At 59.6% G+C, this 22,810-nt stretch carries 19 protein-coding genes; 8 read left to right on the top strand and 11 right to left on the bottom strand.

Annotated elements, in window-relative coordinates; translation table 11 throughout:
• The first annotated feature begins 2 nt into the window (after window positions 1-2).
• Complete coding sequence (locus PQR62_RS12155; RefSeq protein WP_408158197.1) at window positions 3-2,762, top strand: molybdopterin-dependent oxidoreductase; 2,760 nt, start codon at window positions 3-5, stop codon at window positions 2,760-2,762.
• A gap of 87 nt (window positions 2,763-2,849) precedes the next feature.
• Here PQR62_RS12155 and PQR62_RS12150 read toward each other — a convergent pair whose 3' ends face one another.
• The 6 genes from PQR62_RS12150 to PQR62_RS12125 form a co-directional block, all read right to left on the bottom strand.
• Window positions 2,850-4,919: a putative bifunctional diguanylate cyclase/phosphodiesterase gene (locus tag PQR62_RS12150; protein ID WP_408158196.1), complete on the bottom strand. Its 2,070-nt coding sequence runs from the start codon at window positions 4,917-4,919 to the stop codon at window positions 2,850-2,852.
• Between the two features lie 4 nt (window positions 4,920-4,923).
• Window positions 4,924-6,123, bottom strand: coding sequence for an EAL and HDOD domain-containing protein (locus tag PQR62_RS12145; protein WP_408158194.1), 1,200 nt, complete (start codon window positions 6,121-6,123; stop codon window positions 4,924-4,926).
• A gap of 154 nt (window positions 6,124-6,277) precedes the next feature.
• A complete protein-coding gene (hemW, locus tag PQR62_RS12140; protein ID WP_408158192.1) occupies window positions 6,278-7,525 on the bottom strand; it encodes a radical SAM family heme chaperone HemW in 1,248 nt (415 codons plus the stop codon).
• Window positions 7,522-8,106 (bottom strand): RdgB/HAM1 family non-canonical purine NTP pyrophosphatase, encoded by a 585-nt coding sequence (rdgB, locus tag PQR62_RS12135; protein WP_408158190.1) that lies wholly within the window; start codon window positions 8,104-8,106, stop codon window positions 7,522-7,524. Before rdgB ends, hemW begins: the two co-directional genes overlap by 4 nt.
• 274 nt (window positions 8,107-8,380) lie before the next feature.
• The gene (gene rph, locus PQR62_RS12130; protein ID WP_408158188.1) at window positions 8,381-9,109 is read right to left on the bottom strand and encodes a ribonuclease PH; all 729 of its coding nucleotides are present in this window, start codon (window positions 9,107-9,109) and stop codon (window positions 8,381-8,383) included.
• Between the two features lie 110 nt (window positions 9,110-9,219).
• Window positions 9,220-9,489 (bottom strand): hypothetical protein, encoded by a 270-nt coding sequence (locus PQR62_RS12125; RefSeq protein WP_408158187.1) that lies wholly within the window; start codon window positions 9,487-9,489, stop codon window positions 9,220-9,222.
• Between the two features lie 73 nt (window positions 9,490-9,562).
• On the opposite strand from PQR62_RS12125, the gene PQR62_RS12120 reads away from it, so the two are divergent.
• The 4 genes from PQR62_RS12120 (at window position 9,563) to PQR62_RS12105 (ending at window position 13,911) form a co-directional block, all read left to right on the top strand.
• The gene (locus PQR62_RS12120; RefSeq protein ID WP_408158185.1) at window positions 9,563-10,477 is read left to right on the top strand and encodes a YicC/YloC family endoribonuclease; all 915 of its coding nucleotides are present in this window, start codon (window positions 9,563-9,565) and stop codon (window positions 10,475-10,477) included.
• Window positions 10,478-10,562: 85 nt separating this feature from the next.
• Window positions 10,563-11,204, top strand: a complete 642-nt coding sequence (gene gmk, locus PQR62_RS12115) for a guanylate kinase (protein WP_408158183.1) — start codon at window positions 10,563-10,565, stop codon at window positions 11,202-11,204.
• Between the two features lie 202 nt (window positions 11,205-11,406).
• Entirely contained in the window at window positions 11,407-11,610 is a 204-nt protein-coding gene (rpoZ, locus tag PQR62_RS12110) for a DNA-directed RNA polymerase subunit omega (protein ID WP_408158181.1), read from the top strand.
• A gap of 39 nt (window positions 11,611-11,649) precedes the next feature.
• Entirely contained in the window at window positions 11,650-13,911 is a 2,262-nt protein-coding gene (locus tag PQR62_RS12105; protein ID WP_408158179.1) for a RelA/SpoT family protein, read from the top strand.
• A 122-nt stretch (window positions 13,912-14,033) separates the two neighbouring features.
• Here the strand turns inward: PQR62_RS12105 and PQR62_RS12100 are convergent, their stop codons facing one another.
• Window positions 14,034-14,990, bottom strand: coding sequence for a LysR family transcriptional regulator (locus PQR62_RS12100; protein WP_408158177.1), 957 nt, complete (start codon window positions 14,988-14,990; stop codon window positions 14,034-14,036).
• 278 nt (window positions 14,991-15,268) lie between these two features.
• On the opposite strand from PQR62_RS12100, the gene PQR62_RS12095 reads away from it, so the two are divergent.
• Window positions 15,269-15,877 (top strand): FMN-dependent NADH-azoreductase, encoded by a 609-nt coding sequence (locus tag PQR62_RS12095; RefSeq protein ID WP_408158175.1) that lies wholly within the window; start codon window positions 15,269-15,271, stop codon window positions 15,875-15,877.
• Window positions 15,878-16,054: 177 nt separating this feature from the next.
• On the opposite strand, the gene PQR62_RS12090 is transcribed toward PQR62_RS12095, so the two are convergent.
• Window positions 16,055-17,395: a DUF3422 family protein gene (locus PQR62_RS12090; protein WP_408158173.1), complete on the bottom strand. Its 1,341-nt coding sequence runs from the start codon at window positions 17,393-17,395 to the stop codon at window positions 16,055-16,057.
• Window positions 17,396-17,682: 287 nt separating this feature from the next.
• Window positions 17,683-18,240 carry a transcription elongation factor GreB gene (greB, locus tag PQR62_RS12085; protein ID WP_408158171.1) on the bottom strand — a complete coding sequence of 186 codons (558 nt, stop codon included), beginning with the start codon at window positions 18,238-18,240 and terminating at the stop codon, window positions 17,683-17,685.
• A gap of 277 nt (window positions 18,241-18,517) precedes the next feature.
• On the opposite strand from greB, the gene PQR62_RS12080 reads away from it, so the two are divergent.
• Window positions 18,518-19,408 (top strand): methylglyoxal synthase, encoded by an 891-nt coding sequence (locus tag PQR62_RS12080; RefSeq protein ID WP_408158170.1) that lies wholly within the window; start codon window positions 18,518-18,520, stop codon window positions 19,406-19,408.
• Window positions 19,409-19,433: 25 nt separating this feature from the next.
• Window positions 19,434-20,072: a hypothetical protein gene (locus PQR62_RS12075; protein ID WP_408158168.1), complete on the top strand. Its 639-nt coding sequence runs from the start codon at window positions 19,434-19,436 to the stop codon at window positions 20,070-20,072.
• A 127-nt stretch (window positions 20,073-20,199) separates the two neighbouring features.
• Here PQR62_RS12075 and PQR62_RS12070 read toward each other — a convergent pair whose 3' ends face one another.
• Both PQR62_RS12070 and PQR62_RS12065 read right to left on the bottom strand, forming a co-directional pair.
• Complete coding sequence (locus PQR62_RS12070) at window positions 20,200-21,531, bottom strand: EAL and HDOD domain-containing protein (RefSeq protein ID WP_408158166.1); 1,332 nt, start codon at window positions 21,529-21,531, stop codon at window positions 20,200-20,202.
• Between the two features lie 155 nt (window positions 21,532-21,686).
• A complete protein-coding gene (locus PQR62_RS12065) occupies window positions 21,687-22,574 on the bottom strand; it encodes a 23S rRNA (adenine(2030)-N(6))-methyltransferase RlmJ (RefSeq protein ID WP_408158164.1) in 888 nt (295 codons plus the stop codon).
• Between the last annotated feature and the right edge of the window lie 236 nt (window positions 22,575-22,810).

The raw sequence follows: 22,810 nt of genomic DNA, 5'->3' as shown, positions 1-22,810 counted from the left end.
TCGTGAATCTCTCCCTCACTCCGATTGCCAATCTGGTCACGCAGACCACCTGCCCGTATTGCGGTGTCGGCTGCGGCGTCAAGGCCAGCCTGAAAGCCGACGGCGGCATCGCCATCGCCGGGGATGAGAACCATGCCGCCAACCAGGGCCGGCTGTGCGTGAAAGGCTCGGCGCTGGGAGAAACCGTGGCGCTGGACGGCCGCCTGCTGCATCCGAAAATGCGCGACGCCGACGGCGCAATGCAGCGCGTGAGCTGGGATGCCGCGCTCGACAAGGTCGCCGGCGGCCTGAGCGACATCATCGCCAGACATGGCGCCGATGCGGTGGCCTTGTATGTCTCCGGCCAGTTGCTGACCGAAGACTATTACATCGCCAACAAGCTGCTCAAGGGCTACATCGGCAGCGCCAATATCGATACCAATTCACGCTTGTGCATGTCGTCGGCGGTGGCCGGCCACAAGCGCGCCTTTGGTGAAGATCTGGTACCGGTCTGCTACGAGGATCTGGAGCTGGCCGACATGGTGGTGCTGGTCGGCTCCAACACCGCGTGGTGCCATCCTATTCTGTTCCAGCGCATCGCCAGGATGAAAGAACAGCGGCCGGCGATGAAGCTGATCGTGATCGACCCGCGCCGCACCGCCACCTGCGAACTGGCCGATATGCATCTGCCGGTCAAGGCCGGCACTGATGTCTGGCTGTTCAATGGCTTGCTGAGTTTTCTGGCGCATCGCGGCGGCCGCGACAATGCCTTCATCGAAGCGCATACCAATGGATTCGACGAAGCGCTGGCGGTGGCCGATGCCGAATGCGCCGATCCCGCCACGGTGGCAAAAATCTGCAAGGTCGACGTACGCGACCTGCTGGATTTCTACGAATCATTTGCTGACACCGAAAAAGTCATTACTGCGTTTTCGATGGGGGTGAATCAGTCGACCTCCGGTACCGACAAGGTCAACAGCATCATCAATTGCCATCTGATCAGCGGCCGCATCGGCCGTCCCGGCATGGGGCCGTTTTCGATTACCGGCCAGCCCAATGCGATGGGCGGACGCGAAGTCGGCGGCCTCGCCAACATGCTGGCGGCGCACATGGATCTGGATCAGCCTGTCCATCGCGACATCGTGCAAAGCTTCTGGCAATCGCCGCAGATTGCCGACCGGCCGGGACTGAAAGCGGTGGATCTGTTTCGCGCCATCGAGGATGGCCGCATCAAGGCGGTGTGGGTGATCGCCACCAATCCCATGGTGAGCCTGCCGGACGCCGACCAGGTCGCGCGTGCGCTTAGTCAATGTGAACTGGTGGTGGCCACCGATATCATCGAAAAGACCGACACCAATGCCTTTGCGCATGTGTTGCTGCCGGCCTTGGGCTGGGGCGAAAAGGACGGCACCGTCACCAATTCGGAACGCCTGATTTCGCGCCAGCGCGCTTTTCTGTCGGCGCCCGGCGAAGCGCGTCCGGACTGGCAGATCCTGTGCGCGGTTGCGCAACGCATGGGCTATAGCGGTTTCGATTTCAGCAGTGCGCACGAGATCTTCGACGAACACGCGCGCCTGAGCTCTTATCGCAACGGTCTGCCGGATGCGACATCGGGCATTGCCGGCAAGAGCCCGCGCCTGTTCAATCTGTCCGGCCTGACCGGCATGGGACGCAAGGACTACGACCGCATGGCGCCGGTGCAATGGCCGGTGCAGCGCCTGCCGGACGGCAGCATCAGCGGCACCGCGCGCCTGTTCGGCAATCTGCAGTTCAGCCATGCTGACGGCAAGGCGCGCTTCGTGCCGACCGCGCCGCGCAGCCCCGCACATCTGCCGGACGAAGACTATCCGCTGACGCTCAACACCGGCCGCGTGCGCGACCAGTGGCACACCATGACGCGCACCGGCAAGTCGGCGACGCTGGCCAATCACATTCCGGAATGCTTCGTCGACATGCACCCGCAGGACGCGCTGCTGTATGGCGTGCGCGAAGGTGCTCTGGCGCGTATCAGCACACGCTGGGGCGCGATGGTGGCGCGCGTGCAGCATGGCGGCGGTATCGCACGCGGCAGCCTGTTCGTGCCTATCCACTGGAACAGTCAATCGGCCTCGGATGCGCGCGTCGGTGCACTGGTCAATCCCGAAGTCGACCCGGTCTCTGGCGAGCCGGAATTCAAGCACACGCCGGTGCGCATCGAAGAATTCCGCGTGGCATGGCATGGCTTCATCCTGACCCGGCAAGACATGCAGGCAGGGCAGCTGAACGAACTCACGCACTGGACCCGGATTCAGGGGCGCGAATTTTCACGCTACGAGCTGGCGGGTCGCAATCACATCGCCGACCACAGCGCCTGGGCGCGCGAGCTGCTAGGCGTGGACGATCTGAATGCCGACTGGCTGGAATACGAAGACGGCACCGCAGGCGTGTACCGCGCGGTACATCTGGTGGATGATCGCATCGACATGTGCCTGTTCCTGTCGCCGCGCCCCGACCTGCCTTCGCGCTCGTGGCTGGCCAGCCTGTTCGACAAGCCGCAGCTGGAAGAAGCAGATCGCGTCGGCCTGCTGATCGGCCAGCCGCTGGAAAAAGGCATCGATGCGGGACCGACGGTGTGCTCCTGCTTCGGCGTCGGGCGCAACACCATTTGCGACGCCATCCGCAGCCAGGATCTGAAGGAAGTTTCGCAAGTGACCGCTTGCCTGAAAGCCGGCGGCAATTGCGGCTCCTGCGTGCCGGAAATCAAGAAGCTGCTGGTGCAGATGAAGCTCAGCGAAACGCTCTGAGTGCGATGTGGATGCATTTTTCAGGCAAAAAAAAGCGAGCTCCATGCTCGCTTTTTTTTATCGATACAGTCTGGATCAAATTATCGTTCAGCCCCCGGCGACGCCACCGGCATTCTTGTCGGAGCTCAATTCCAGACGCTTGCCGGACATCAGCATTTCATGGAATTTCTGCGCCGGCACCGGCGGCGAAAACAGATAGCCCTGCAACTCATCGCAGCCGGCGTCCTTGAGGAATTGCAGTTGCTGTTCGCTTTCCACGCCTTCCGCGATGACCTTGTGACGCAGCTGCTTGGCGATGCCGATGATGGCGCTGGCGATGGCGCAATCGTTGGTGTCTTCGGGAATGCCCATGGTGAATGAGCGGTCGATCTTGAGCGTGTTGATGGGGAAGCGCTTGAGATAGGACAAGCTGGAATAGCCGGTGCCGAAGTCATCCAGTGAGATCGTCAGCCCCAGATTGCACACCATTTCCATGATGGCAATCACGCGGTCGGTGCCATGCATCAGCATACTCTCGGTGATCTCCAGCTCCAGCCATTCGCCATCGAGCTGATAACGGCTCATGGCGGCGCGCACGCGATCCGGCAATGAGCGAGTGAACTCGCGCGCGGTGATGTTCAGAGCGATGCGCACCGGCGGCAGGCCCGCTTCCTTCCAGGCGCGCGCCTGGGTACAGACTGCGTTGAGAACCCAGTCGCTGAGCTGCACGATGAGGCCGGTTTCTTCCGCGATCGGAATGAATTCGCCGGGCAACAGCAGACCGCGTTCGGGATGCTGCCAGCGCACCAGCGCTTCGGCGCCGGTCACGATGCCGGTGTGCATGTCGACCTTCGGCTGGTAGTACAACAGCAGCTCGTCGTACTCAAAGGCGTGCATGAGCCCGGTCTCGATGCGCAGCAGATCGAGCTTGTTGCGGCTCATTTCTTCGCTGTAATAAGCGTAGCCGCCTTCATTGTTTTCGCCGCCCTGCTTGGCGCGATACATGGCGATGTCGGCCAGGCGCAGCAGAGTTTCGGTGTCGGCAGCATCCTGCGGATACATGCTGATGCCGATACTGGCGCCCACACGCAATTCGTGGCCGTCAATGAAGAAGGGTTCATCGAACAAGGCCAGCAATTTCTGCGCGACGAAACCAGCGTGGTAATCGCGGTCGATGTTGAACAGCGCCACCGCAAATTCGTCGGCGCCCAGACGCGCAACCACGTCTTCATCGCGCAGTGCGCGGCGCAGACGAATCGCGACTTCGACCAGCAGCATGTCGCCGGCCACATGGCCCAGCGTGTCGTTGATCGGTTTGAAGCGGTTCAGGTCGATGAACATGATGCAACCGTACTGGCTGTTTTCCTGCGATTCGCTCAGTGCCTGATCCACGGTGCGCGTGAGCAGCGTGCGATTCGGCAGGCCGGTGAGCGAGTCGTAATAGGCCAGGTGGTGAATCAGCTTTTCGGCGTTCTTGCGTTCGGTGATGTCGTTGATGTATCCGATCAGGCCGATCGGCTGACCGTGCTGATCGCGCATCACAGAGAGGGACAGGCTGGCCCAGAAGGTTTCGCCGGATTTCTTGCGGCGTCGCACTTCCATCTCGCGCCCGCCCTGCGACATGAAAATATCGGCCAGCGCCGAATCGTCCTCGTCTTCGCTTTCGTACAGAAACAGCACGTTGCGGCCGATGGCTTCGATCGCGGTGTAGCCGAACAATTGCTCGGCGCCGCGATTCCAGCTGGTGATGAAACCGGCCTGATCCATCGTGATGACGGACTCGTGCATCTGATTCAGAATCTGCGCCTGCTGTTCGAGCTTGGCCTCGATCTGATCCAGCGCCCTGACCCGTTTCTCGGATTCAGCGCGGGTCTGCAACAGACGCGCCGTCAGCCCGGCCAGCGTATGCAGGCGCTCGCTCTCGGTCGCGGTGTAGGCAGTCGGCGCTTCAGGAAAAGCATAATGGCCATACTGCACGCCTTCGTGACGCAACTCCTGCGTCAGAGAAATCGGCGCCTCCGGTGCGGCATCGGGAAAATACTGGCAGCCGGGACGCTTGACGAAACCGGAAGCGATATCGCCCAGAGCGGCGTGCAGGGCCTGGCCCTGCAGACTCTGCACGACGTCGAGCAAAGCCGTGCAGGCCGCCAGATCGTCGCCGCTGAGCGTAGTCATCATGATGTCAGGCCTCGCTGCTGACGAGGGAGGCCCAGCGATATGCCTGAATCAGACATTCGCAGTAAGTTTCGGCATCCAGACCGGCAGCTTCCAGATCGCTGTGCCGCAAAGGCTTGCTGCCGAACTCGGCACGCTCGACCAGATCCAGCACCACGCCCAACGGTCCGGTGCGATGCACGAGTGCATCCACGATATCGGCCGGCAATCTGAGCGGTTCGAAAATCTGTTCCAGCGGCATCGACAACAGGATGTCGAGGAAGGAAAACATGCCGACGATGAAGGCCCGATCCTGCTCGCTGCGGTCGTAACCCATGCGCTGCGCCAGCGCTTCCATCAAGGCAGCGCGCGCGGCGGCGCGCGGCAGCAGCGGATTGGCCATTTCGTCGCCGGGGAAGCGTGCATACAGCAGCAATTGCAACCAGCGCTGCAACTGGCGTCGTCCCAGCAGATTGATGGCTTGCGTGAAATTGGTGATGTGCGCAGAAAAACCGAAGGCGGCAGAACTCACCAGCTTGAACAATTGATACGACAAACCCGGGTCTTGCTTGAGCAGTGCCTGGATTTCGGTGGCGTCGGCATCGCGCGCCACCAGCTCCAGCAATTTCAGCAGACGAGCGCGCGAAATGGCATTTTTTTGCGAGGGGCGGCTATCTGGATGCAGCGGATATTCGCCGGCAAACCAGCGGAAGCCTTGCGCGCGGCAAGCATCGAACTGCACCGGATCGGCCACGTTTTCAACCAGATGCGGTCCGCGCAAACGCTGCAGCCAGTCGGCCGCCGCCGGCAAATTGCCGACGCTGGACTCCAGCAACAAGGAATCGATATGTTCGTAGACGGTGGATGCAGACGCCGGCAGGCCATCGGCGATGATGGAAAAACCTTGCGCGTGCAAGCGATCCAACGACGCCAGCTTGACTGCCGCCACGCAATGCTCGACCGGTATCCGCAGAATCACGCGGCCGGCCGGCAAGGGACGGGTAAATTCCGGGAAGAAACGTTCGGGGTCATGCACCGGGAGAATGCACGACAGTTCGCCGAGCGCATCCTTCAGGCCGAATTCATTGAAAAGGCGTGAAAACAAGGCGCCGCCATCCCCATCGATCGGTGAGATATGGAGCGACAGCGCAGTCCAGACATAATGGACATCAGCAACGGGCTGCAGAAAGACGAGAGGAAAGGGAATGCTTTTATCCTGAACAGCCATATTTTTAGCGGTCGCTCCGTTGTTGTGGCGACAATCGGTTGGCGACAATTTTGTAAATTATTAATTAATGAATAAAAAAGTTTCCCTTGAGAACTCTTGATTAAATCAAAATATTTTCTAAATATAACCCATAAAGATGAGCTTGCATCACGCTTTACTCACTGAGAAAAATTTCTTGTAAATCATTCAGAAAACGGCGGCCCAAATCGGTGGGGCGGATGGAAATGTGGTCGCGGTGCAACATCCCCTTGCGCTCGGCCTCATCGAGCGCTTGTTCGATCTGATTGATGCTCATCCCGGTGCGCTCGCTGAACAGATTTGCGGGAAAACCTTCGTTGAGACGCAAAGCGTTCAGCATGAATTCAAAACCAAGCGCATCGCGACCGATTTCGGCCTCTTCCTGCACCGGGACGCCGGCCTGCGTTTTTTCCAGATAGGTCTGGGGATGCTTGTAACGCATCTGGCGCACGATGCGATGTGGAAACGACAACTTGGAATGCGCACCCGCGCCTATGCCCAGATAGTCGCCGAATTGCCAGTAGTTAAGATTGTGGCGCGCGCGCCGCTCCGGTTTGGCGTAGGCCGAGACTTCATAATGCTGATAGCCGGCATTGGAAGTGAGCTCGGCGATCATGTCCTGGATGTCGGCGCTGGCGTCGTCGTCCGGCACCGCCGGCGGATATTTGGCGAACAGCGTGTTCGGTTCCAGCGTCAGGTGATACAGCGACAGATGCGGCGGCTGGAAGGCGATGGCGGTTTCGATATCGTGCCGCGCCTCGGCCAGCGTTTGCGAAGGCAAGGCGTACATCAGATCCAGATTGAAGTTATCAAAATTGGCTTGCGCAATGTCGACCGCCTTGAGCGCCTGCGCGCCGTCGTGAATCCGGCCCAGCGCTTTCAGATGCTGCGGATTGAAACTCTGAATGCCGATCGACAGACGGGTGATGCCGCTGGCGCGATACGACTTGAATTTTTCAGCTTCGAAGGTGCCGGGATTGGCTTCCATCGTGATTTCGATGCCGTTATCCAGTGGCAACAAGGTGCGGATATCGGAGAGCAGACGATCCAGCCCCTGGGCGGACAACAAGCTCGGCGTGCCGCCGCCGATGAAGATGGAATAGACCTTGCGGCCCCAGATCAGCGGCAAAGCCAGTTCCAGATCGGTGCGCAATGCATCCAGATAAGCTTGTTCGGGGAACGCGCCGCCTTTGGCTTCATGCGAGTTGAAGTCGCAATAGGGGCATTTCTTGACGCACCAGGGAAAGTGCACGTACAGCGATAGCGGCGGCAAGGCGCTCAGTTGCAGGCTGCCCGGCTTGAGAAACGCCAGCGCAGCGCGTGCCGCACCCGGTTGCGCCTGTTCCGGCGCGACGTTGGCGCCGATCGGTTTGATCGGAATCATTTCAACTTCCCGACCAATGCGCGCAAGGCCTGGCCGCGATGCGAGACGGCGTTCTTTTCGGCGCCCGACAACTGCGCTGCGGTCTTGCCCAGTTGCGGCAGCAAGAAATACGGGTCGTAGCCGAAACCGCCCTCGCCTTGCGGCGCGGCAACGATTTCGCCGGGCCAGACGCCGTCAGCGATCACCGGTTGCGGATCGTCGGCGTGGCGCACATAGACCAGCACGCAATAGTAGTACGCCGATTTGTCGGCATGTGCGGCAAGGTCGGCCACCAGCTTGGCGTTGTTGGCGGCGTCCGATTTCGGTTCGCCCGCATAGCGCGCCGAATACACGCCGGGTGCGCCGCCCAGCGCGTTGACGCACACGCCTGAGTCATCCGCGAGCGCCGGCAGGCCCGTCAGGCGCGCCGCGTGACGCGCCTTGGTCAGCGCATTTTCCACAAAGGTGGCGAAGGGTTCTTCCGCTTCCGGCACATTGAATTCAGCTTGCGGACGCACGTCCAGGCCGATCTCGCCGAGCAGGCTGGCGAATTCCTTGAGTTTGCCCGCATTGTTGGAGGCAAGAACGATTTTCTGTGTCATGGCTGATGGCTTTCTGCTTGGATGATGTGCGTCCGGAGTGGTCGTAAATGTGTTTGCTGCGTTGTCCCGATAGCTGATTCAGACGGTCGGCGACGCAAATAAAAACGCCATGTCGGAAGCGCTCAACATGGCGTTTTCTATGGATATCCTATGTGTTCAGCAAGCTTGGCGGCGCCGGATTTGATACATGCTTGATAACTCGGCCCGATGACGCACGCAAGCCTGAATTGTAAAAGGATTCGGCGCCGGCCGCTTGCTGCAGCCGGCTTGTTGATTAAAGAGCGAGCGCCTTTTTCTGCAATTGATTCAGCTCGGCAATGCCTTGCTGCGCCAGATCCAGCAGGCTGTTCAGGGTGGCGCGATCAAAGGCGGCTCCTTCTGCCGTGCCCTGCACTTCGACGAAATGGCCGGCGTCGGTCATCACCACGTTCATGTCGGTGTCGCAGTCCGAATCTTCCAGATAGTCCAGGTCCAGCACCGGCACGCCCTTGTAGACGCCGACCGAAATCGCCGCGACAAAATGCTTGATCGGAATGGTGGTGATCAGTCCGCGTTGCAGCAGCACCGAGAAGGCGTCATGCGCGGCCACCATGGCGCCGGTGATCGCGGCGGTACGGGTGCCGCCGTCGGCTTGCAGCACGTCACAGTCGAGATGCAGGGTGCGTTCGCCGAAGGCTTCCAGATCGAAAGCGGCGCGCAGCGAGCGGCCGATCAGGCGCTGAATTTCCTGGGTGCGGCCGGATTGCTTGCCGCGTGCGGCTTCACGATCCATGCGGGTATGCGTCGAACGCGGCAGCATGCCGTACTCGGCGGTCATCCAGCCCTGCCCCTTGCCTTTCAGAAAACCCGGCACCTTCTCTTCAATACTGGCGGTACACAGAACGCGGGTATCGCCGAATTCGACCAGCACCGAACCTTCAGCGTGCTTGGTGTACTGGCGCGTCAGCCGCACGTCGCGCAGTTGGGAGGTCGAGCGGCCGCTGGGGCGATGTGAATTTGACATTAAAGATTTCCTTTTGAACATGTGTAGTGTGCGCGACTGCGCAGCCGGATTCTGTGCAAAGCCCGCTCAGATCTGATGCAGCGGGCCCGCAGTTCGAAGCTGACGCCGGATCAGGTTGATGTGCCATGCGAGACTCGCAGCACTAAAAAGATCACCCGGCGCAAAGCGGGCATCATCTGCAGATCATTTAATAGCCCGCAGCCGGTAATCTTCATTAAAATGCGATATCCGACGAGATGATGCTTGCACGCACCACGAAAGCGGATGCGTTTTGACCCGGCATTGTGTTGACAAACGGCGTCTTTGTAAAGGAAGCCGGCCACCAAGCACAATATAAGCACGCCATGCGGGACATTCGCGCAAGGGCTCATCTCGCTCATTTCCCTATGGACATACATGTTGCATGCCGCCCCGCATTCCGTGCGCCGAGGCATGCCTCACCCGGAGTTGAATTTGACTATTTACAGCATGACCGGCTACGCGGTCAGCACGCGCGAAAGCACGGCAGGAACGATTACGGTGGAACTCAAGAGCGTGAACTCGCGCTTTCTGGATCTGCAATTCCGCATCAATGACGATCTGCGTTCGGTCGAACCGGCACTGCGCGAAGCTATCATGGGCCGTCTGGTGCGCGGCAAGGTGGAATGCCGCCTGAGCTTCGGCCGCAAGGTGGCCGGCGGCAGCACGCAAGCCTTGAATGCCGGCCTGATCAATGGTTTGGCGGCGATGCAAGACCAGCTGCGCGCGCAATTTCCGGATGCCCCACCGCTGTCGGTGAATGAATTGCTGCGCTGGCCGGGCGTGATCGAAGAAGCGGAAATCAGTCAGGAGAGCTTGCAGGCCGATATTCTGGCCTCGATGACACAAACGCTGGATGCTTTCGTCGACAGCCGCGCGCGCGAAGGTGCGGCCTTGCAAGCCGTGATTCTGGCGCGGGTCGATGCGATGGAAGCCATCGTTCAACGCATTACGCCGCTGGTGCCGCAACTGGTGGCGCAATTCCAGCAAAAAGCCACTGACCGCATGACCGAGGCGCTGGGACTAGCGACGCAAAAAGAAGGCAATGTCGCGCCGACGCTATCGCGCGAAGAGTCGCTGGAGCGCATCCGCCAGGAAGTCACGCTGTACGGCATCCGCATCGACATCGCTGAAGAACTGGCCCGCCTGGCTACGCATCTTTCGGAAACCCGGCACATCCTGAAAAAAGGCGGCCAGGTCGGCAAGCGCCTGGATTTCATGATGCAGGAACTGAATCGTGAAGCGAATACCGTCGGATCCAAGGCGGCAATGAAGGAACTGGCCGATGCATCCATGGAGCTCAAGCTGCTGATCGATCAGATGCGCGAACAGGTTCAGAATCTGGAGTAATTCTCAGACTTGCCGGCCGCGCCGCCAAACGCGCCCGGCAAGCCAGCCACACCCGTCATATAAAACCATTTACGCGAGAGATCTCATGCCCGCAAAATCACATACCTCCGGCAGCCTGTTCATGGTGGTGGCACCGTCCGGCGCCGGCAAATCGACACTGGTCAACGCCCTGCTGCAACAGGAGCCGGCCATCAAACTGTCGATTTCCTACACTACGCGCGCACCGCGCCCGGGCGAAGAACATGGCCGCCAATACTATTTCACCGACGCCGAGGATTTCCTCAAGCGTCAGGCTGAAGGCGAGTTTCTGGAGTGGGCGGAAGTCCACGACAATTATTACGGCACCTCGCGCCTGATGATCGCCGATCAGATCGCCAATGGCACCGACGTGCTGCTGGAAATCGACTGGCAAGGCGCGCAGCAAGTGAAGAAGCAATTCCCGAATGCGATCGGCATCTTCATTCTGCCGCCGTCGATTGCGGCGCTGGAAGAGCGCCTCAAGAAGCGCGGCCAGGATGAGCCCCATGTCATCACGCGCCGCATTCTGGCAGCCGGCGGCGAAATCGCGCACTCTCCCGAGTTCGAATATGTTATTATTAATCAAGAGTTTGCAGTCGCTTTGTCAGAACTGATGGCAATCGTGAAAGCAGCAAGATGCCGTTTCCCGCAACAAGCAGCGCGCAATACGCATCTGTTCAACCAGCTTGGCATTCACGCCAACCAGTAATGCCAGGTGCAAGCAGGTGCAGGAAGCATCGAGAAGCTTTACAAGGATTGCCGGAGATGGACCGAAAGCCCGCTGAAAAGCGGGCTTCTAGCTTGGCAGGCAGACAGCGCAAACAGCTCAGGTAAAAGCAGCAAATTCAGTAGCAGATTCAGCCCGGAGCATTCCGGAACCGATCAGATTTCACCGCATTTCAGGAGTTCTTATGGCCCGTATCACCATCGAAGATTGCCTCAAGCATATCCCTAACCGTTTTCAACTGACGCTGGCTGCGACTTATCGCGCACGTCAATTGCTGCAAGGCCACACGCCTAAGGTCGAAGCCAAAGACAAGCCAACCGTGACCGCGCTGCGCGAAATCGCTTCCGGCAAGGTCGGCATCGAAATGCTCAAGAAGGTTCCGGCCTAAGTTCCCTCGCCCCTTCCATGAAGCTGATATCGATCAAGTATGAGCCTGACCCCAACAGATTCTACGTTATCAGCTACGCCTAGCAGCAAACGAGCACCCGGATCCGGGCGCTCGTCTTCCCCGACAGAAGCCGCCCCACCTGCGTTGCACAGCGGGGTAGCGACTTTTGCTCACCTGATTCCCAAGCTCGAAGAGTACCTGACGCCTTCCGAACTGAAGAAGGTCAAGGAAGCCTATCGCTTTGCCGATGAAATGCATCTGGGTCAGATGCGCAAATCCGGTGAACCTTACATCTCTCATCCGCTCGCAGTCGCCGAAATCTGCGCCGAGTGGAAGCTGGATGCGCAAGCCATGATGGCCGCCTTCCTGCACGATGTGATGGAAGATCAGGGAGTCAAGAAGGAAGAGCTGATCGAGCGCTTCGGTGCGCCGGTGGCGTCGCTGGTTGACGGCTTGTCCAAGCTGGACAAGATCGAGTTTCAGAGCCAGGTCGAAGCGCAGGCCGAAAACTTCCGCAAGATGCTGCTGGCGATGGCGCGCGATGTGCGCGTGATCCTGGTCAAGCTGGCCGATCGCCTGCACAACATGCGCACGCTGGGCTCGATGCCGCCGGAGAAAAAACGCCGCATCGCCCGCGAGACCATGGAAGTCTACGTGCCGATCGCGCACCGGCTCGGGCTCAACAATATTTATCGCGAGTTGCAGGAGCTGTCGTTTTCGCACCTGCACCCGCTGCGTCACAAGACCCTGCTGAAAGCGGTGAAAGCGGCGCGCGGCAACCGTCGCGAAGTGGTCACCAAGATCATGGAATCGGTGACCAGCACGCTGATCGCCGCCGGCATCTCGGCCCAGGTCGACGGCCGTGAAAAAACCCTGTACGGCATCTACCGCAAGATGCGCAACAAGCATCTGTCGTTCTCGCAGGTGCTTGACGTCTATGGTTTCCGCGTGGTGGTCGACAGTTTCGCCAACTGCTACGTCGCGCTGGGCACCCTGCACTCGCTGTTCAAACCCATGCCGGGCAAGTTCAAGGATTACATCGCGATTCCCAAGCTGAATGGCTATCAATCGCTGCACACCACCCTGATCGGCCCCTACGGCACACCGGTTGAATTCCAGATCCGCACCCAGGAAATGCACCGTGTCGCCGAATCCGGCGTGGCTGCGCACTGGCTGTACAAAGATGACGAAGGCAGTCTGACCGATTTGCAACAACGTACCCACGCCTGGCTGCAATCGCTACTGGACATACAGAAACAGACCGGCGACTCGGCCGAGTTTCTGGAGCATGTCAAGGTCGACCTGTTTCCCGATTCGGTCTACGTGTTCACGCCCAAGTCGAAGATCATTGCACTGCCGCGCGGCGCCACGGCGCTCGACTTCGCCTACAGCATTCACACCGACGTCGGCGACCAAACCACCTCGGCCATCGTCAATCACGAACCGGTGCCGCTGCGCGCAGAACTGCATAATGGCGACATCGTCGAGATCATCACCTCGCCGAGCTCGCGCCCCAGCCCGAACTGGCTGGGCTATGTGCGTACCGGCAAGGCGCGCTCGGCGATCCGCCATCGTCTGCGCACGGTGAATCAGGTCGAATCCCAGGCGCTGGGCAAGCGCCTGCTCGGCAGTGCGCTGCAAGCGCTGGGGCTGGATGCCGAATTGCCGCCGCACATCATCGATCGTCTGCTCAACGAGTCCAGCGCCAAGACCATGGAAGACCTGCATGCCGAAATCGGCATCGGGACGCGCATGGCGCCGCTGGTGGCGCGCCACATCATGGGCATGTTCGACACCAACACCAGCGTGCCGCAACTGGATGTGGAAGGCCACGTGCTGCCGAGCAAGCCTGATCCGGTCGTCATCACCGGCAATGAGGGTGCATCTGCGCAGTTGTCGCCGTGCTGTATGCCGATTCCGGGCGACCGCCTGACCGGCTATCTGAAGCCGGATCAGACCCTGGTGGTGCATACCGAAGAATGCGAAACCGCCAAGCGCCTGCATGAAAAAGAACCGGATCGCTGGATCGATCTGGTCTGGGGCCACGATCTGAATCGCCGCTTCGATTGCCGCATCACCATCCTGATCCACAATCAGCGCGGCACGCTGGCGCGCATTGCCGCCGAAATCGGCGAGGCCGACGCCAACATCATGTCGGTCAGCATGGACGACGAAGGCGATGCATCGATGAAGTATCTGCGTTTCACCATTCAGGTCGAAGATCGCGTGCATCTGGCGCGCACCATGCGCGGCATCCGCAAGATCGACAGCGTCGCGCGCATTTTGCGTGAGCGCGGCTAGGCTGCTCAGATCGAGCACTGCAATGTATTCAACTGCAAAAACAGAAAGAGGCCTGCATTTCCGTGCAGGCCTCTTTGCTTTGTCTGCCACGCCAGACAGAAAGTCGGACGACGCCTCAGCGACTAGGCCATCTGCTCCGCAAAAATACGCATGCGCGGCGGCGCGTTCGTCCCGGTGATGCCGCCGTCACAAGCTCCATGCTCTACCTTGCCGGCCACAAAGGCGATCATGGCGCTGACTGCCGGCGCCAGTTGACGCCGATGCGGGTAGACCGCATACAGCGCAGTCAGATCGCGCTGATAGCTCGGCAGCACGTGAATCAGGCTGCCCTTGCGCAAATCCTCGGCCGCCAGCAGGGACGGCAGCAAGGCCACTCCCAGGCCTGCGCGCGCGGCACGCAACTGACCTTGGGCAGTGTTGATGCACAGACGTGGCGCCACCCGCACACTTTCCATGCCGCCCGGCCCCTCCAGCTTCCACGTGGTGTGTTGCGTCGCATGTGAGGCCGCCAGGCACTGATGCGTAGCCAGGTCGGCCAGACTCTGAGGCGCACCGTGCTGCTCCAGATAGACCGGACTGGCTACCAGCCCGCGATGACTGTCCGCCAGCTTGCGCGCCACCAGCGTGGAATCGGGCAGATGTCCGCCGCGAAACGCCAGATCGATGCCTTCGGCAATCAGGTCGGCGCGGCTGTCGCTGAGGAGAAACTCAAGCTGGATCTTGGGATACATGCGCATGAATTCCTGTATCCAGTCCATCGAGAAATTGTCGAAGAAATCGGCCGGCGCCGCCACCCGCAAACTGCCGCTGGGCTCGCGGCTGAGTTCATGGAGGCTGGCGCTGGCCTGTTCGATGTCTTCAATGCCGGGGGCACAGCGCTCGAAGAATTCACGTCCGGCGGCAGTCACATTCAGTTGCCGCGTGGAACGCTGCAGCAACCGCAGGCCGAGATTGGACTCCAGCGCCTGCAAGCGACGGCTGATGGTGTTGGATGGCATGCCCAGCTTGCGGCCTGCCGCAGCAAAGCTGCCGGCCCGCACCACCTGGACGAACAGGGAAATATCGTTGAGATCGGGCATGGATGAACTCATTACTCATAAAAATGGATGAGTGAAATCATACTCCCCTATCTTATGTTGCGAATGAAATCTCTCTATGCTCACTTCATCGCCAGAAAGCCTGCATGCCTGAGTCGCTGCCAAAGCCCTCTTCACCAAGCAATCCGGCGCGGTCTGATCGTCGGGGCTTGGGCAAACACCCTTCCCGGCGAATCGGCGCCGAATCATTGAACATCAACCGGAATTGCCGTTGTGCGCCAGGCGCCTCCTGCGGCATCCTCCCAACCCAAGGAATCAACATGAGCACCTTATTGCAGATCGACTCCAGCGCCCGTACCAACGGCTCCATCTCGCGCCAACTGACCGCGTCCTTCGCGCAGCAATGGCAAGCCAAGAACGCCGGCGGCACCGTGGTGCATCGCGACCTCGCCGCTGAGGCCTTGCCGCACGTCACCGAAGCGCTGCTGGGCGCCTACTTCACGCCTGCAGAACAGCGCAGCGCCGAGCAGCAAAGCCTGATCGCGCTGTCCGACAAACTGGTGGACGAACTGCTGGCGGCCGACACCATCGTGATCGGCGTGCCGATGTACAACTTTGCGCCGCCATCGGCCTTCAAGGCCTGGATCGACCATGTGTTCCGCGCCGGTCGCACCTTCCGCTATTCGGAAACCGGCCCGGTCGGCCTGGTCACCGGCAAGCGCGTGGTGGTGATCTTGTCGCGCGGCGGCATGTACTCGGAAGGCCCGATGGAAGCACTGGATTTCCAGGGCAAGTACATCAAGAGCGCATTCGGCTTCATCGGCATGACCGAAGTCGAACTGGTGATCGCTGAAGGCGTCGCCATGGGTGAAGAAAGCAGCAAGAAGGCGATTGCCCAAGCTCAGGAAAAGATCGCCGCTGCAATCTGATCTGCACCAGCTCGTTTCAACCTTTTACCTGCCGCGCCATAGTCTGGCCGATAAAAAAACACCTCCGCCCTTCTCCCATCGCATGAGCGATGCGGAGAAGCTGACGGAGGTGTTTTCCATTGCGGTCAGACTGTGCGCCGCCAGTCAGCATTGCACGGCAGCGCCAGCCGGCACGACTCAATGCTCGTGCATGCCCTTGTGCAGACGGCGCAAGCCCAGCCACACCACTGCCGCGAACACCGGCACCACGATGCCGGTGGCGATCTCGGGATTGATAGGCACGCCGGCCGCCTTGGCCGCCTTGCCCAGATAGCCGAACAAGCCCACCATGTAGTAAGAAATCGCCGCCACCGACAGGCCTTCCACCGCCTGTTGCAGCTTCAGTTGCTGCGCCGCGCGGGCATTCATCGATTGCAGGATTTGCCGGTTCTGCTGCTCCTGCACGATGCCGATGCGGGTGCGCAGCAAATCATTGGTATGTGCAATCCGCTCGGCCAGCGCCGCCTGCCGCTGCGCCAGCGCCTGGCAGGTATTCATCGCCGGCGCCAATCGCCGGTCCATGAATTCGCCTATGGTCGGCACGCCTTCGATGCGGGTCTCGCGCAACTCTTCGATGCGCGCCTGCACCAGCCTGAAATAAGCTTGCGAGGCGGAAAAACGATAGCTGTTTTCCAGCGACATCTTTTCGATGCGCGCCGCCAGGCCGGTAATCTTGCGCAGGATGCGCTCATCCTCGGCGTGCTCTTCCGGGGTGCCCTTGAAGGATTGATCGGCGGTCACCATCGCGGCGGTCAACGCCGCCAGATCGCCTTCGATCTGATTCATGGTCGGCCCGGCCTGCTGCGCATGCGGCAAGCCCAGCAGAGCCATCATGCGATAGGTTTCGATTTCCAGAATGCGTTGCACCAGACGGCCGCCCTGCAGATCGCGCAGATCGATGTCGCGCACCACGAAGCGGCTGAAGCCGTCCGACTGGATGACAAAGTCGGTCCAGATTTCGCCGCCCTGCAAGACCTTGCTGGAGGTCATCAGCTTGCCTTCGAAGATGGCCTCCATGTCTTGTGCGGTCTGCGCGGTATCGTCGGCGCCATGCTCCAGCACCACGTGCGCCGCCACCATGATCTTGCCTTGCAGCGACAGCAGCCACTCCTGCGGCACATGCGCCAGCGGCACCTGTGCAAAGGCCTGCGCCGTCGGCAAGGCGCTTTGATGCTCTTGCGCAAAAGTGTAAGTGGCAAATTCGGTGTGGCATTCCCACTTCAGGCGAAAACGGCCAAAGTCGTGATAGAAGTGCTTGGCTTCCTGATCCGGTGCAGATACGCCGAAATGCGTGCACAGCGCACTGAGCAAGACATGCTGATCCTTGCCGTGGTTGATGCCGTTGCCCGCTTCACGCACATACACAGCGAGGTGGGTCAGCGTCTCCGGCGCATGCAGCCGCAAAAACGGCCGCGAGTGCACCTCGGCGGCCAGGGCCACGCGTTGCGGATGATTCAGACTGGCATAGACGATCGACATAGTTCCCCTTTTACATTTACTACGGTGTTGCCATTTATTCTGATTGCAGCAGGAGCGGCATGATGCCGTATTTTTCCCCGTTTGACTGCATAAGCTGCACACTCTGCGCCGTTCGACTCCTGCTTACGCGAAATTCATGCCAGCGCGAACATTAAAATCCGGCAAGGCCTAGCCCGGAACACAGGCATCGCGCAGGCAGGCACAACACATGGGCTCAGGATGAGGCTCTATCTACTAATTGGGAGCGCCGACGTCAGAACAGCGCGGCGCAAGCCGGCGGGGCAGACTCAGGATTGCGGCGCCGGGTAGGAGACTTCCAGTATCGTCAGTTGTTCGACGCCGGCCGGCGTCTGCAGGCTGATCTCGTCGCCCTCGCGTGCCTTGGTCAAGGCGCGCGCCACCGGCGAAATCCAGCTGATTTTTCCATTCAGGGGATCCAGCTCATCAATGCCGACGATGGTCACCGTATGCGCTTCGCCCTTCTGATTTTCGTAGGAAATGGTCGCGCCGAAGAAGATCTGGTCGCTGCCGTGATGCACCGCCGGATCGACCACTTCGGCCAGATCCAGACGCTTGGTCAGAAAGCGGATGCGGCGATCGATTTCGCGCAGGCGGCGCTTGCCGTAGATGTAGTCGCCATTTTCCGAGCGGTCGCCGTTGGACGCCGCCCAGGACACGATGCGTACAACTTCCGGCCTATCCTCGTCGATCAGCTTGAGCAACTCATTCTTGATGCGCAGGTGACCGGCCGGCGTCATGTAATTCTTGGTGCCGGCGGGAATTGCCGGCAAGGCCAGCTCATCATCGTCGTCGCCATCGGACTCTTTTACAAACGCTTTATTCATGATTCTTCAACTCTCTGATTGCCCTGATTCCCGGCATGCATGCCGCAGCGGCAGATGCTGCAGCTGCGGCATTGGCGCGCAGCACGGCATCCGACTATCTCGCATTTTAACGGTATGTTAAAGTCGCGGCGAACGCATCTCCGCGCGCTGCATATTTCGGCCTGCGGATCGCATAAAAATGAATGGCAGTCCCTGCGTACTCAATCATCGTCGGATCGCCTCAACACCATTGCCGCATTCAGCCCACCGCTCAACACTCCCGACGCCCATGTCTTCCATGCCCTCAAACACTTCCCGCTATCGTATCGGCCTGGCCGCCAATCGCGCTCATCAGGACGCACCGGACTCCGCACTGGTGCAACTGCTGAGCGGCTCGCGTACATGCATAGAGCTGCTGCAACCGGAGCTGATCGTGGTCGGCCGCACGCTGGATGCGATGGGCCAGATGAAGCTGCTGGACGGCTATGCGCACATCGAGCGCTTTCCCTACGGCCGCCAGGGCGGCCTGATGAAGCTGGTGTCGCGCGTGGTCGATACCGACCCGGCACGCACGCTGGACGCCATCATCTATCTGATCGATCCGGTCGATCCTTCTTCCACCTTCCCGGAAGCCGTGGCGCTCAAGCGCCAGTGCGTGATTCACGGCAAGCCGTTTTTATCGACGCTGGCCGGCGCGCAGGAGTGGTTCGAACTGGAAGCGGTGGCCAACGGCGCCGCGCCTGATCCGGCACTGAACGATCGCTTCGATCTGGCGCAGGAAGGCATCGCCCTGATCGCGCACGATGCCATGAAGTCGCGCATGCTGGAGCTGGCTGAAAAACATTTCGAGGTACTCGACAAATTCGGCTTCCGCTGCGCTACCGGCACCACCGGCGGCTTGCTCAATGAGCTGGCGGTCAAGATCAAGGGAGAAGCCGGTCGCAACTGGGTCAAGCCTTTCCTGAGCGGTCCGCTGGGCGGCGATGCGCAGATCGCAGAACTGATCCTCGATGAACAATGCCGGCGCGTGCTGTTCCTGGAAGACCCGCACGTCGCGCGCCAGCACGAGGCCGACATCCAGTTGCTGGAACGCGCCGCGCGCACCGTGACCGGCTATGCATCCTGCATGAGCGACATCAAATGGGGCGACCGCTGGCTACGCCAGATCAATGCACGCCAGAACCCGTGAACCGCGCTGAGCGCCCACTCCCACGTTGAACAAATCCCCTCGCCCGCTGCGCAGCTTCGCGGTCCGGTTGCGCAAGGTCTTGCTGGCGCCCTGCATCTGGCTGATCGCCTTGCTGCTGATGCTGGAGGAATGGCTGTGGGCAGTGACGCAGCGTTTCATGGACTGGCTGCCCAACTGGCCTCTGCTGATGCGCGTGCAGCGCTGGATTGCGGACTTGCCGCCCTATGCTGCATTGGCCATTTTCATCGCACCCAGCCTCTTGCTGCTCCCGGTCAAACTGCTGGCGCTGATGTCGATCGCGCACGGCCATCCGACGCTGGGCTTGCTGGTGATCCTGATCGCCAAGGTACTCGGCACCGCCCTGGTAGCGCGTATTTATCTGCTGACACAGCGCAATCTGCTGAAGCTGGCATGGTTCGCGCGCTGGCGTATTACCCTGCTGAATTTCAAGGACAAGATGATTGCTCAGCTGCACGCAACGCGCGGCTGGCGGCAGATTCAAGGCCTCATGGCGAGCATCAGGCTGGGCGTCAAACGGTATTGGGAAGCGCTGAAAATGCGCAGGGAAAATCGAGATCGGTCATCAGCGATGTGGAGCGGTTTGCAGCGTGTGAAGCGGCTGGGCCGGAAATTCCTGGCGCTGATCAGGCGCAAGAATCGCTGAAATCAAGACAGCACCGGACGGTACTGAGACCTGCCGCATTGCAGACTTGTCGAATGTCTGGGGCAAAGACGGCGTCATGCTCAACCGGGACGGCGATGGCAGCATACACAAGCTGCCTGCCTCCACCTCAATCGTCGTCGTCCTCGTCCTTGAACGCTTCCTGAGCCGCCGGCGATGGCACGCCGAGGTTGGTGGAAATGCTGTTGCCCCATTCGAAGGCCAGCTTTTCAGCCTCGAAGAAATCTTCCCAGGTCAGCGAGAGTTCGGTCAGCAGCGCATTCATTTCCACCAGATTATCTTCGCGCTGCTCGGTGCACTCCACCAGGCGCAAGACTGAACCGTAGAAACCGCCGTGATGCAGCAAGGCTTCGCGAATTTCGGCGCTGACGGTGATCTGGCGCAAAACCCCTTCCATGTTCATGCCGAACAGCACATCGACCAGCGACATGATGCCGACGGTGAAGGAAATCTCGGACATCTTGCGACGGCCCGGACGAATCTTCTCGGTGATCAGCTCCAGCATCTTGCCGCGCGTGGCCGCCAGAATCAGCAGCGGCGACAGCGTGTGCGCCTTGTGGCGATCGGTATTGGCGAACAGCAGAATCTGCATCCAGCGCTTCAATTGCCGGCGCCCCAGCACGATCAGAGCCTGGCCCAGCGAATCGATGAACTTCTGGAAGCCGTAGACCGGCGTATTGACCAATCGCAGCAGGGTCAGGCTGAGCGCCACATCGCGTTTGATGTAGCGCACGATTTCGCCGTTGTCCACATTGCGCACCAGCAGCGCCAGAATGTGCATGATGACGATCTTGGAGGCTTCCAGCTTCTTGCCTTGCAAGACCATGGGCTTGGCGAAGTAATAGCCCTGAAAGTAGTCGAAGCCGAAGGTCACGCAATCGCGGAACTGCTGCAGGGTTTCGACCTTCTCGGCCAGCAGCTTCTTGTCCGCGCGCTTGAAGTGCACGCTCAGCTTGAGCAACTTGCTCGGATCCACTTCCATCACGTCGATCTTGATGATCTTGACCAGCGGCATCAATTGCTCGATCTCTTCCGAGGCGGCAACCACGTCATCCAGCGCAAAGACATAACCGGCGTCGGCCAGTTGCTTGACGCGTGCCACCAGTTCAGGCGTGACTTTGACGGTTTCCAGAATTTCCAGTACTACCTTGTCGGCCGGCAGAAAATGGATGAAGTCGCTCATCAGCACAGCGGCATCAACATTGATGAAGCCTTGCAGCGCGCCGATGACGTTATTGAGACCGAGTTCGGAGGCGTGTGCGATCACCGCGGCGGTCGCCGACACGTCGTCCTTGACGTTGGCCGGACCTACTGCGGCGCTGCGAAACAGGAGTTCGTAGCCGATCAGTTCCTGCTCGCGATTCAGAATCGGTTGGCGGGCAAGGAAAAAATCGAGCGCAGGCAGCACGGGGTTGATTTGATCGGAAGGCGAGTCGGTCATGGTTATTGTTTTAAATTACCCCAGCAACGGCGTGAAATGTTTTCCCTGAACAACATCGCGCATTGTAAGCGCTGTTACCGCTTCTTTGGCAAAACACAGGCTTGCCCGCTGAAAAAAAACAGCACTTTCTCCGACCCGGAAAAATTGCGAATACGTCATGCCTCACCTGTCTCCAGCAGAAAATCTGCCTCTTCATCCACGCCGAGCACGTCGACCAGATACGGCATCATCTCACGCAGCATCGGTTCCAGCGTCCATGGCGGATTCAGAATAAACATGCCGCTGGCGTGCAGACCGAAGCCATCCGGCGCCGGGCCATGGATAGACAAGGTCACATTCAGCCAGCTCTTGGCACCCAGGCGCTTCAGGCGCTCAGGCAATTGTTTGGATTCATTGCGTTGCAGAACCGGATACCAGACCGCATACGTGCCGGTCGGAAAACGCAGCAGCGCTTCTTCCAGCACATCGCGCACGCGCGAATAATCGCGCTTGTCTTCGTAAGGAGGATCGATCAGCACCAGGCCGCGACGCGAAGGCGGCGGCAACATGGCTTTCAGACTGGCGAAGCCATCGGCCCGCTGCACCATCACTCGCTTGCCGCGCGCCGAAGGACGTTGTCCTTGCGCCAGGGCATGTGCTTCGAGCTTGCGGAAATTTTCTTCCAGAATCTTGCCTTCGGCGGGATGCAGCTCGAACAGACGCAAGCGATCCTGCTCGCGCATCTTCTTTTCCGCGCAATAAGGCGAACCCGGGTAGTAGCGCATCTTGCCGCTCGGGTTCATGTCTTTGATCAGTTGAACGTATTCGGCCAGCGCTTCGGGCAGATCGTCGCGATCCCACAAACGTGCTATGCCGGTTTCATACTCGGCATTCTTGCTGGCGAAATTGCTATCGAGCGCATACACACCGGCGCCGGCGTGCGTGTCGATCACCATGTAGGCGGTTTCTTTTTGACCGAGGTAACGCAGTAATTGGATCGTCACGGAGTGCTTGAGCACGTCGGCGTGATTGCCAGCGTGGAAGGCGTGGCGGTAACTCAGCATAAGAAAATCAGTTCTCTTTAAACGTTACTTTGCTTGGGTCAAACGTCTTTGACTCAAGGATATTTTTGCCGAATCAGCGAATAATTTGGCATTCTAACAAGGATAAACGCTGAATAGCGGACGGCTCCCTTTATTGTTACAAACTACTCCGCGCTTAACAATTCTTTACTGCAAGGCTTCACTCGCATTCGCTCACTGCTTCTCAATTCCGATCCCGGCTTTCTCAGCGCGCTCAA

The sequence above is a fragment of the Herbaspirillum lusitanum genome (assembly GCF_046025995.1).
Classification (GTDB): Bacteria; Pseudomonadota; Gammaproteobacteria; order Burkholderiales; family Burkholderiaceae_D; genus Herbaspirillum; species Herbaspirillum lusitanum_A.
The sequence above is the reverse complement of the archived record's forward strand: the minus strand, read 5'-3'. Positions and strand labels throughout refer to the sequence as shown.

Bases quoted from the DNA above. Each gene is read 5' to 3' on its own strand.
- PQR62_RS12150 (WP_408158196.1), bottom strand. From the start codon at position 4,919: ATGATGACTACGCTCAGCGGCGACGATCTGGCGGCCTGCACGGCTTTG.
- PQR62_RS12145 (WP_408158194.1), bottom strand. From the start codon at position 6,123: ATGGCTGTTCAGGATAAAAGCATTCCCTTTCCTCTCGTCTTTCTGCAG.
- hemW (WP_408158192.1), bottom strand. From the start codon at position 7,525: ATGATTCCGATCAAACCGATCGGCGCCAACGTCGCGCCGGAACAGGCG.
- rdgB (WP_408158190.1), bottom strand. From the start codon at position 8,106: ATGACACAGAAAATCGTTCTTGCCTCCAACAATGCGGGCAAACTCAAG.
- rph (WP_408158188.1), bottom strand. From the start codon at position 9,109: ATGTCAAATTCACATCGCCCCAGCGGCCGCTCGACCTCCCAACTGCGC.
- PQR62_RS12125 (WP_408158187.1), bottom strand. From the start codon at position 9,489: ATGAGCGAGATGAGCCCTTGCGCGAATGTCCCGCATGGCGTGCTTATA.
- gmk (WP_408158183.1), top strand. From the start codon at position 10,563: ATGCCCGCAAAATCACATACCTCCGGCAGCCTGTTCATGGTGGTGGCA.
- rpoZ (WP_408158181.1), top strand. From the start codon at position 11,407: ATGGCCCGTATCACCATCGAAGATTGCCTCAAGCATATCCCTAACCGT.
- PQR62_RS12105 (WP_408158179.1), top strand. From the start codon at position 11,650: ATGAGCCTGACCCCAACAGATTCTACGTTATCAGCTACGCCTAGCAGC.
- PQR62_RS12100 (WP_408158177.1), bottom strand. From the start codon at position 14,990: ATGCCCGATCTCAACGATATTTCCCTGTTCGTCCAGGTGGTGCGGGCC.
- PQR62_RS12095 (WP_408158175.1), top strand. From the start codon at position 15,269: ATGAGCACCTTATTGCAGATCGACTCCAGCGCCCGTACCAACGGCTCC.
- PQR62_RS12090 (WP_408158173.1), bottom strand. From the start codon at position 17,395: ATGTCGATCGTCTATGCCAGTCTGAATCATCCGCAACGCGTGGCCCTG.
- greB (WP_408158171.1), bottom strand. From the start codon at position 18,240: ATGAATAAAGCGTTTGTAAAAGAGTCCGATGGCGACGACGATGATGAG.
- PQR62_RS12080 (WP_408158170.1), top strand. From the start codon at position 18,518: ATGCCCTCAAACACTTCCCGCTATCGTATCGGCCTGGCCGCCAATCGC.
- PQR62_RS12070 (WP_408158166.1), bottom strand. From the start codon at position 21,531: ATGACCGACTCGCCTTCCGATCAAATCAACCCCGTGCTGCCTGCGCTC.
- PQR62_RS12065 (WP_408158164.1), bottom strand. From the start codon at position 22,574: ATGCTGAGTTACCGCCACGCCTTCCACGCTGGCAATCACGCCGACGTG.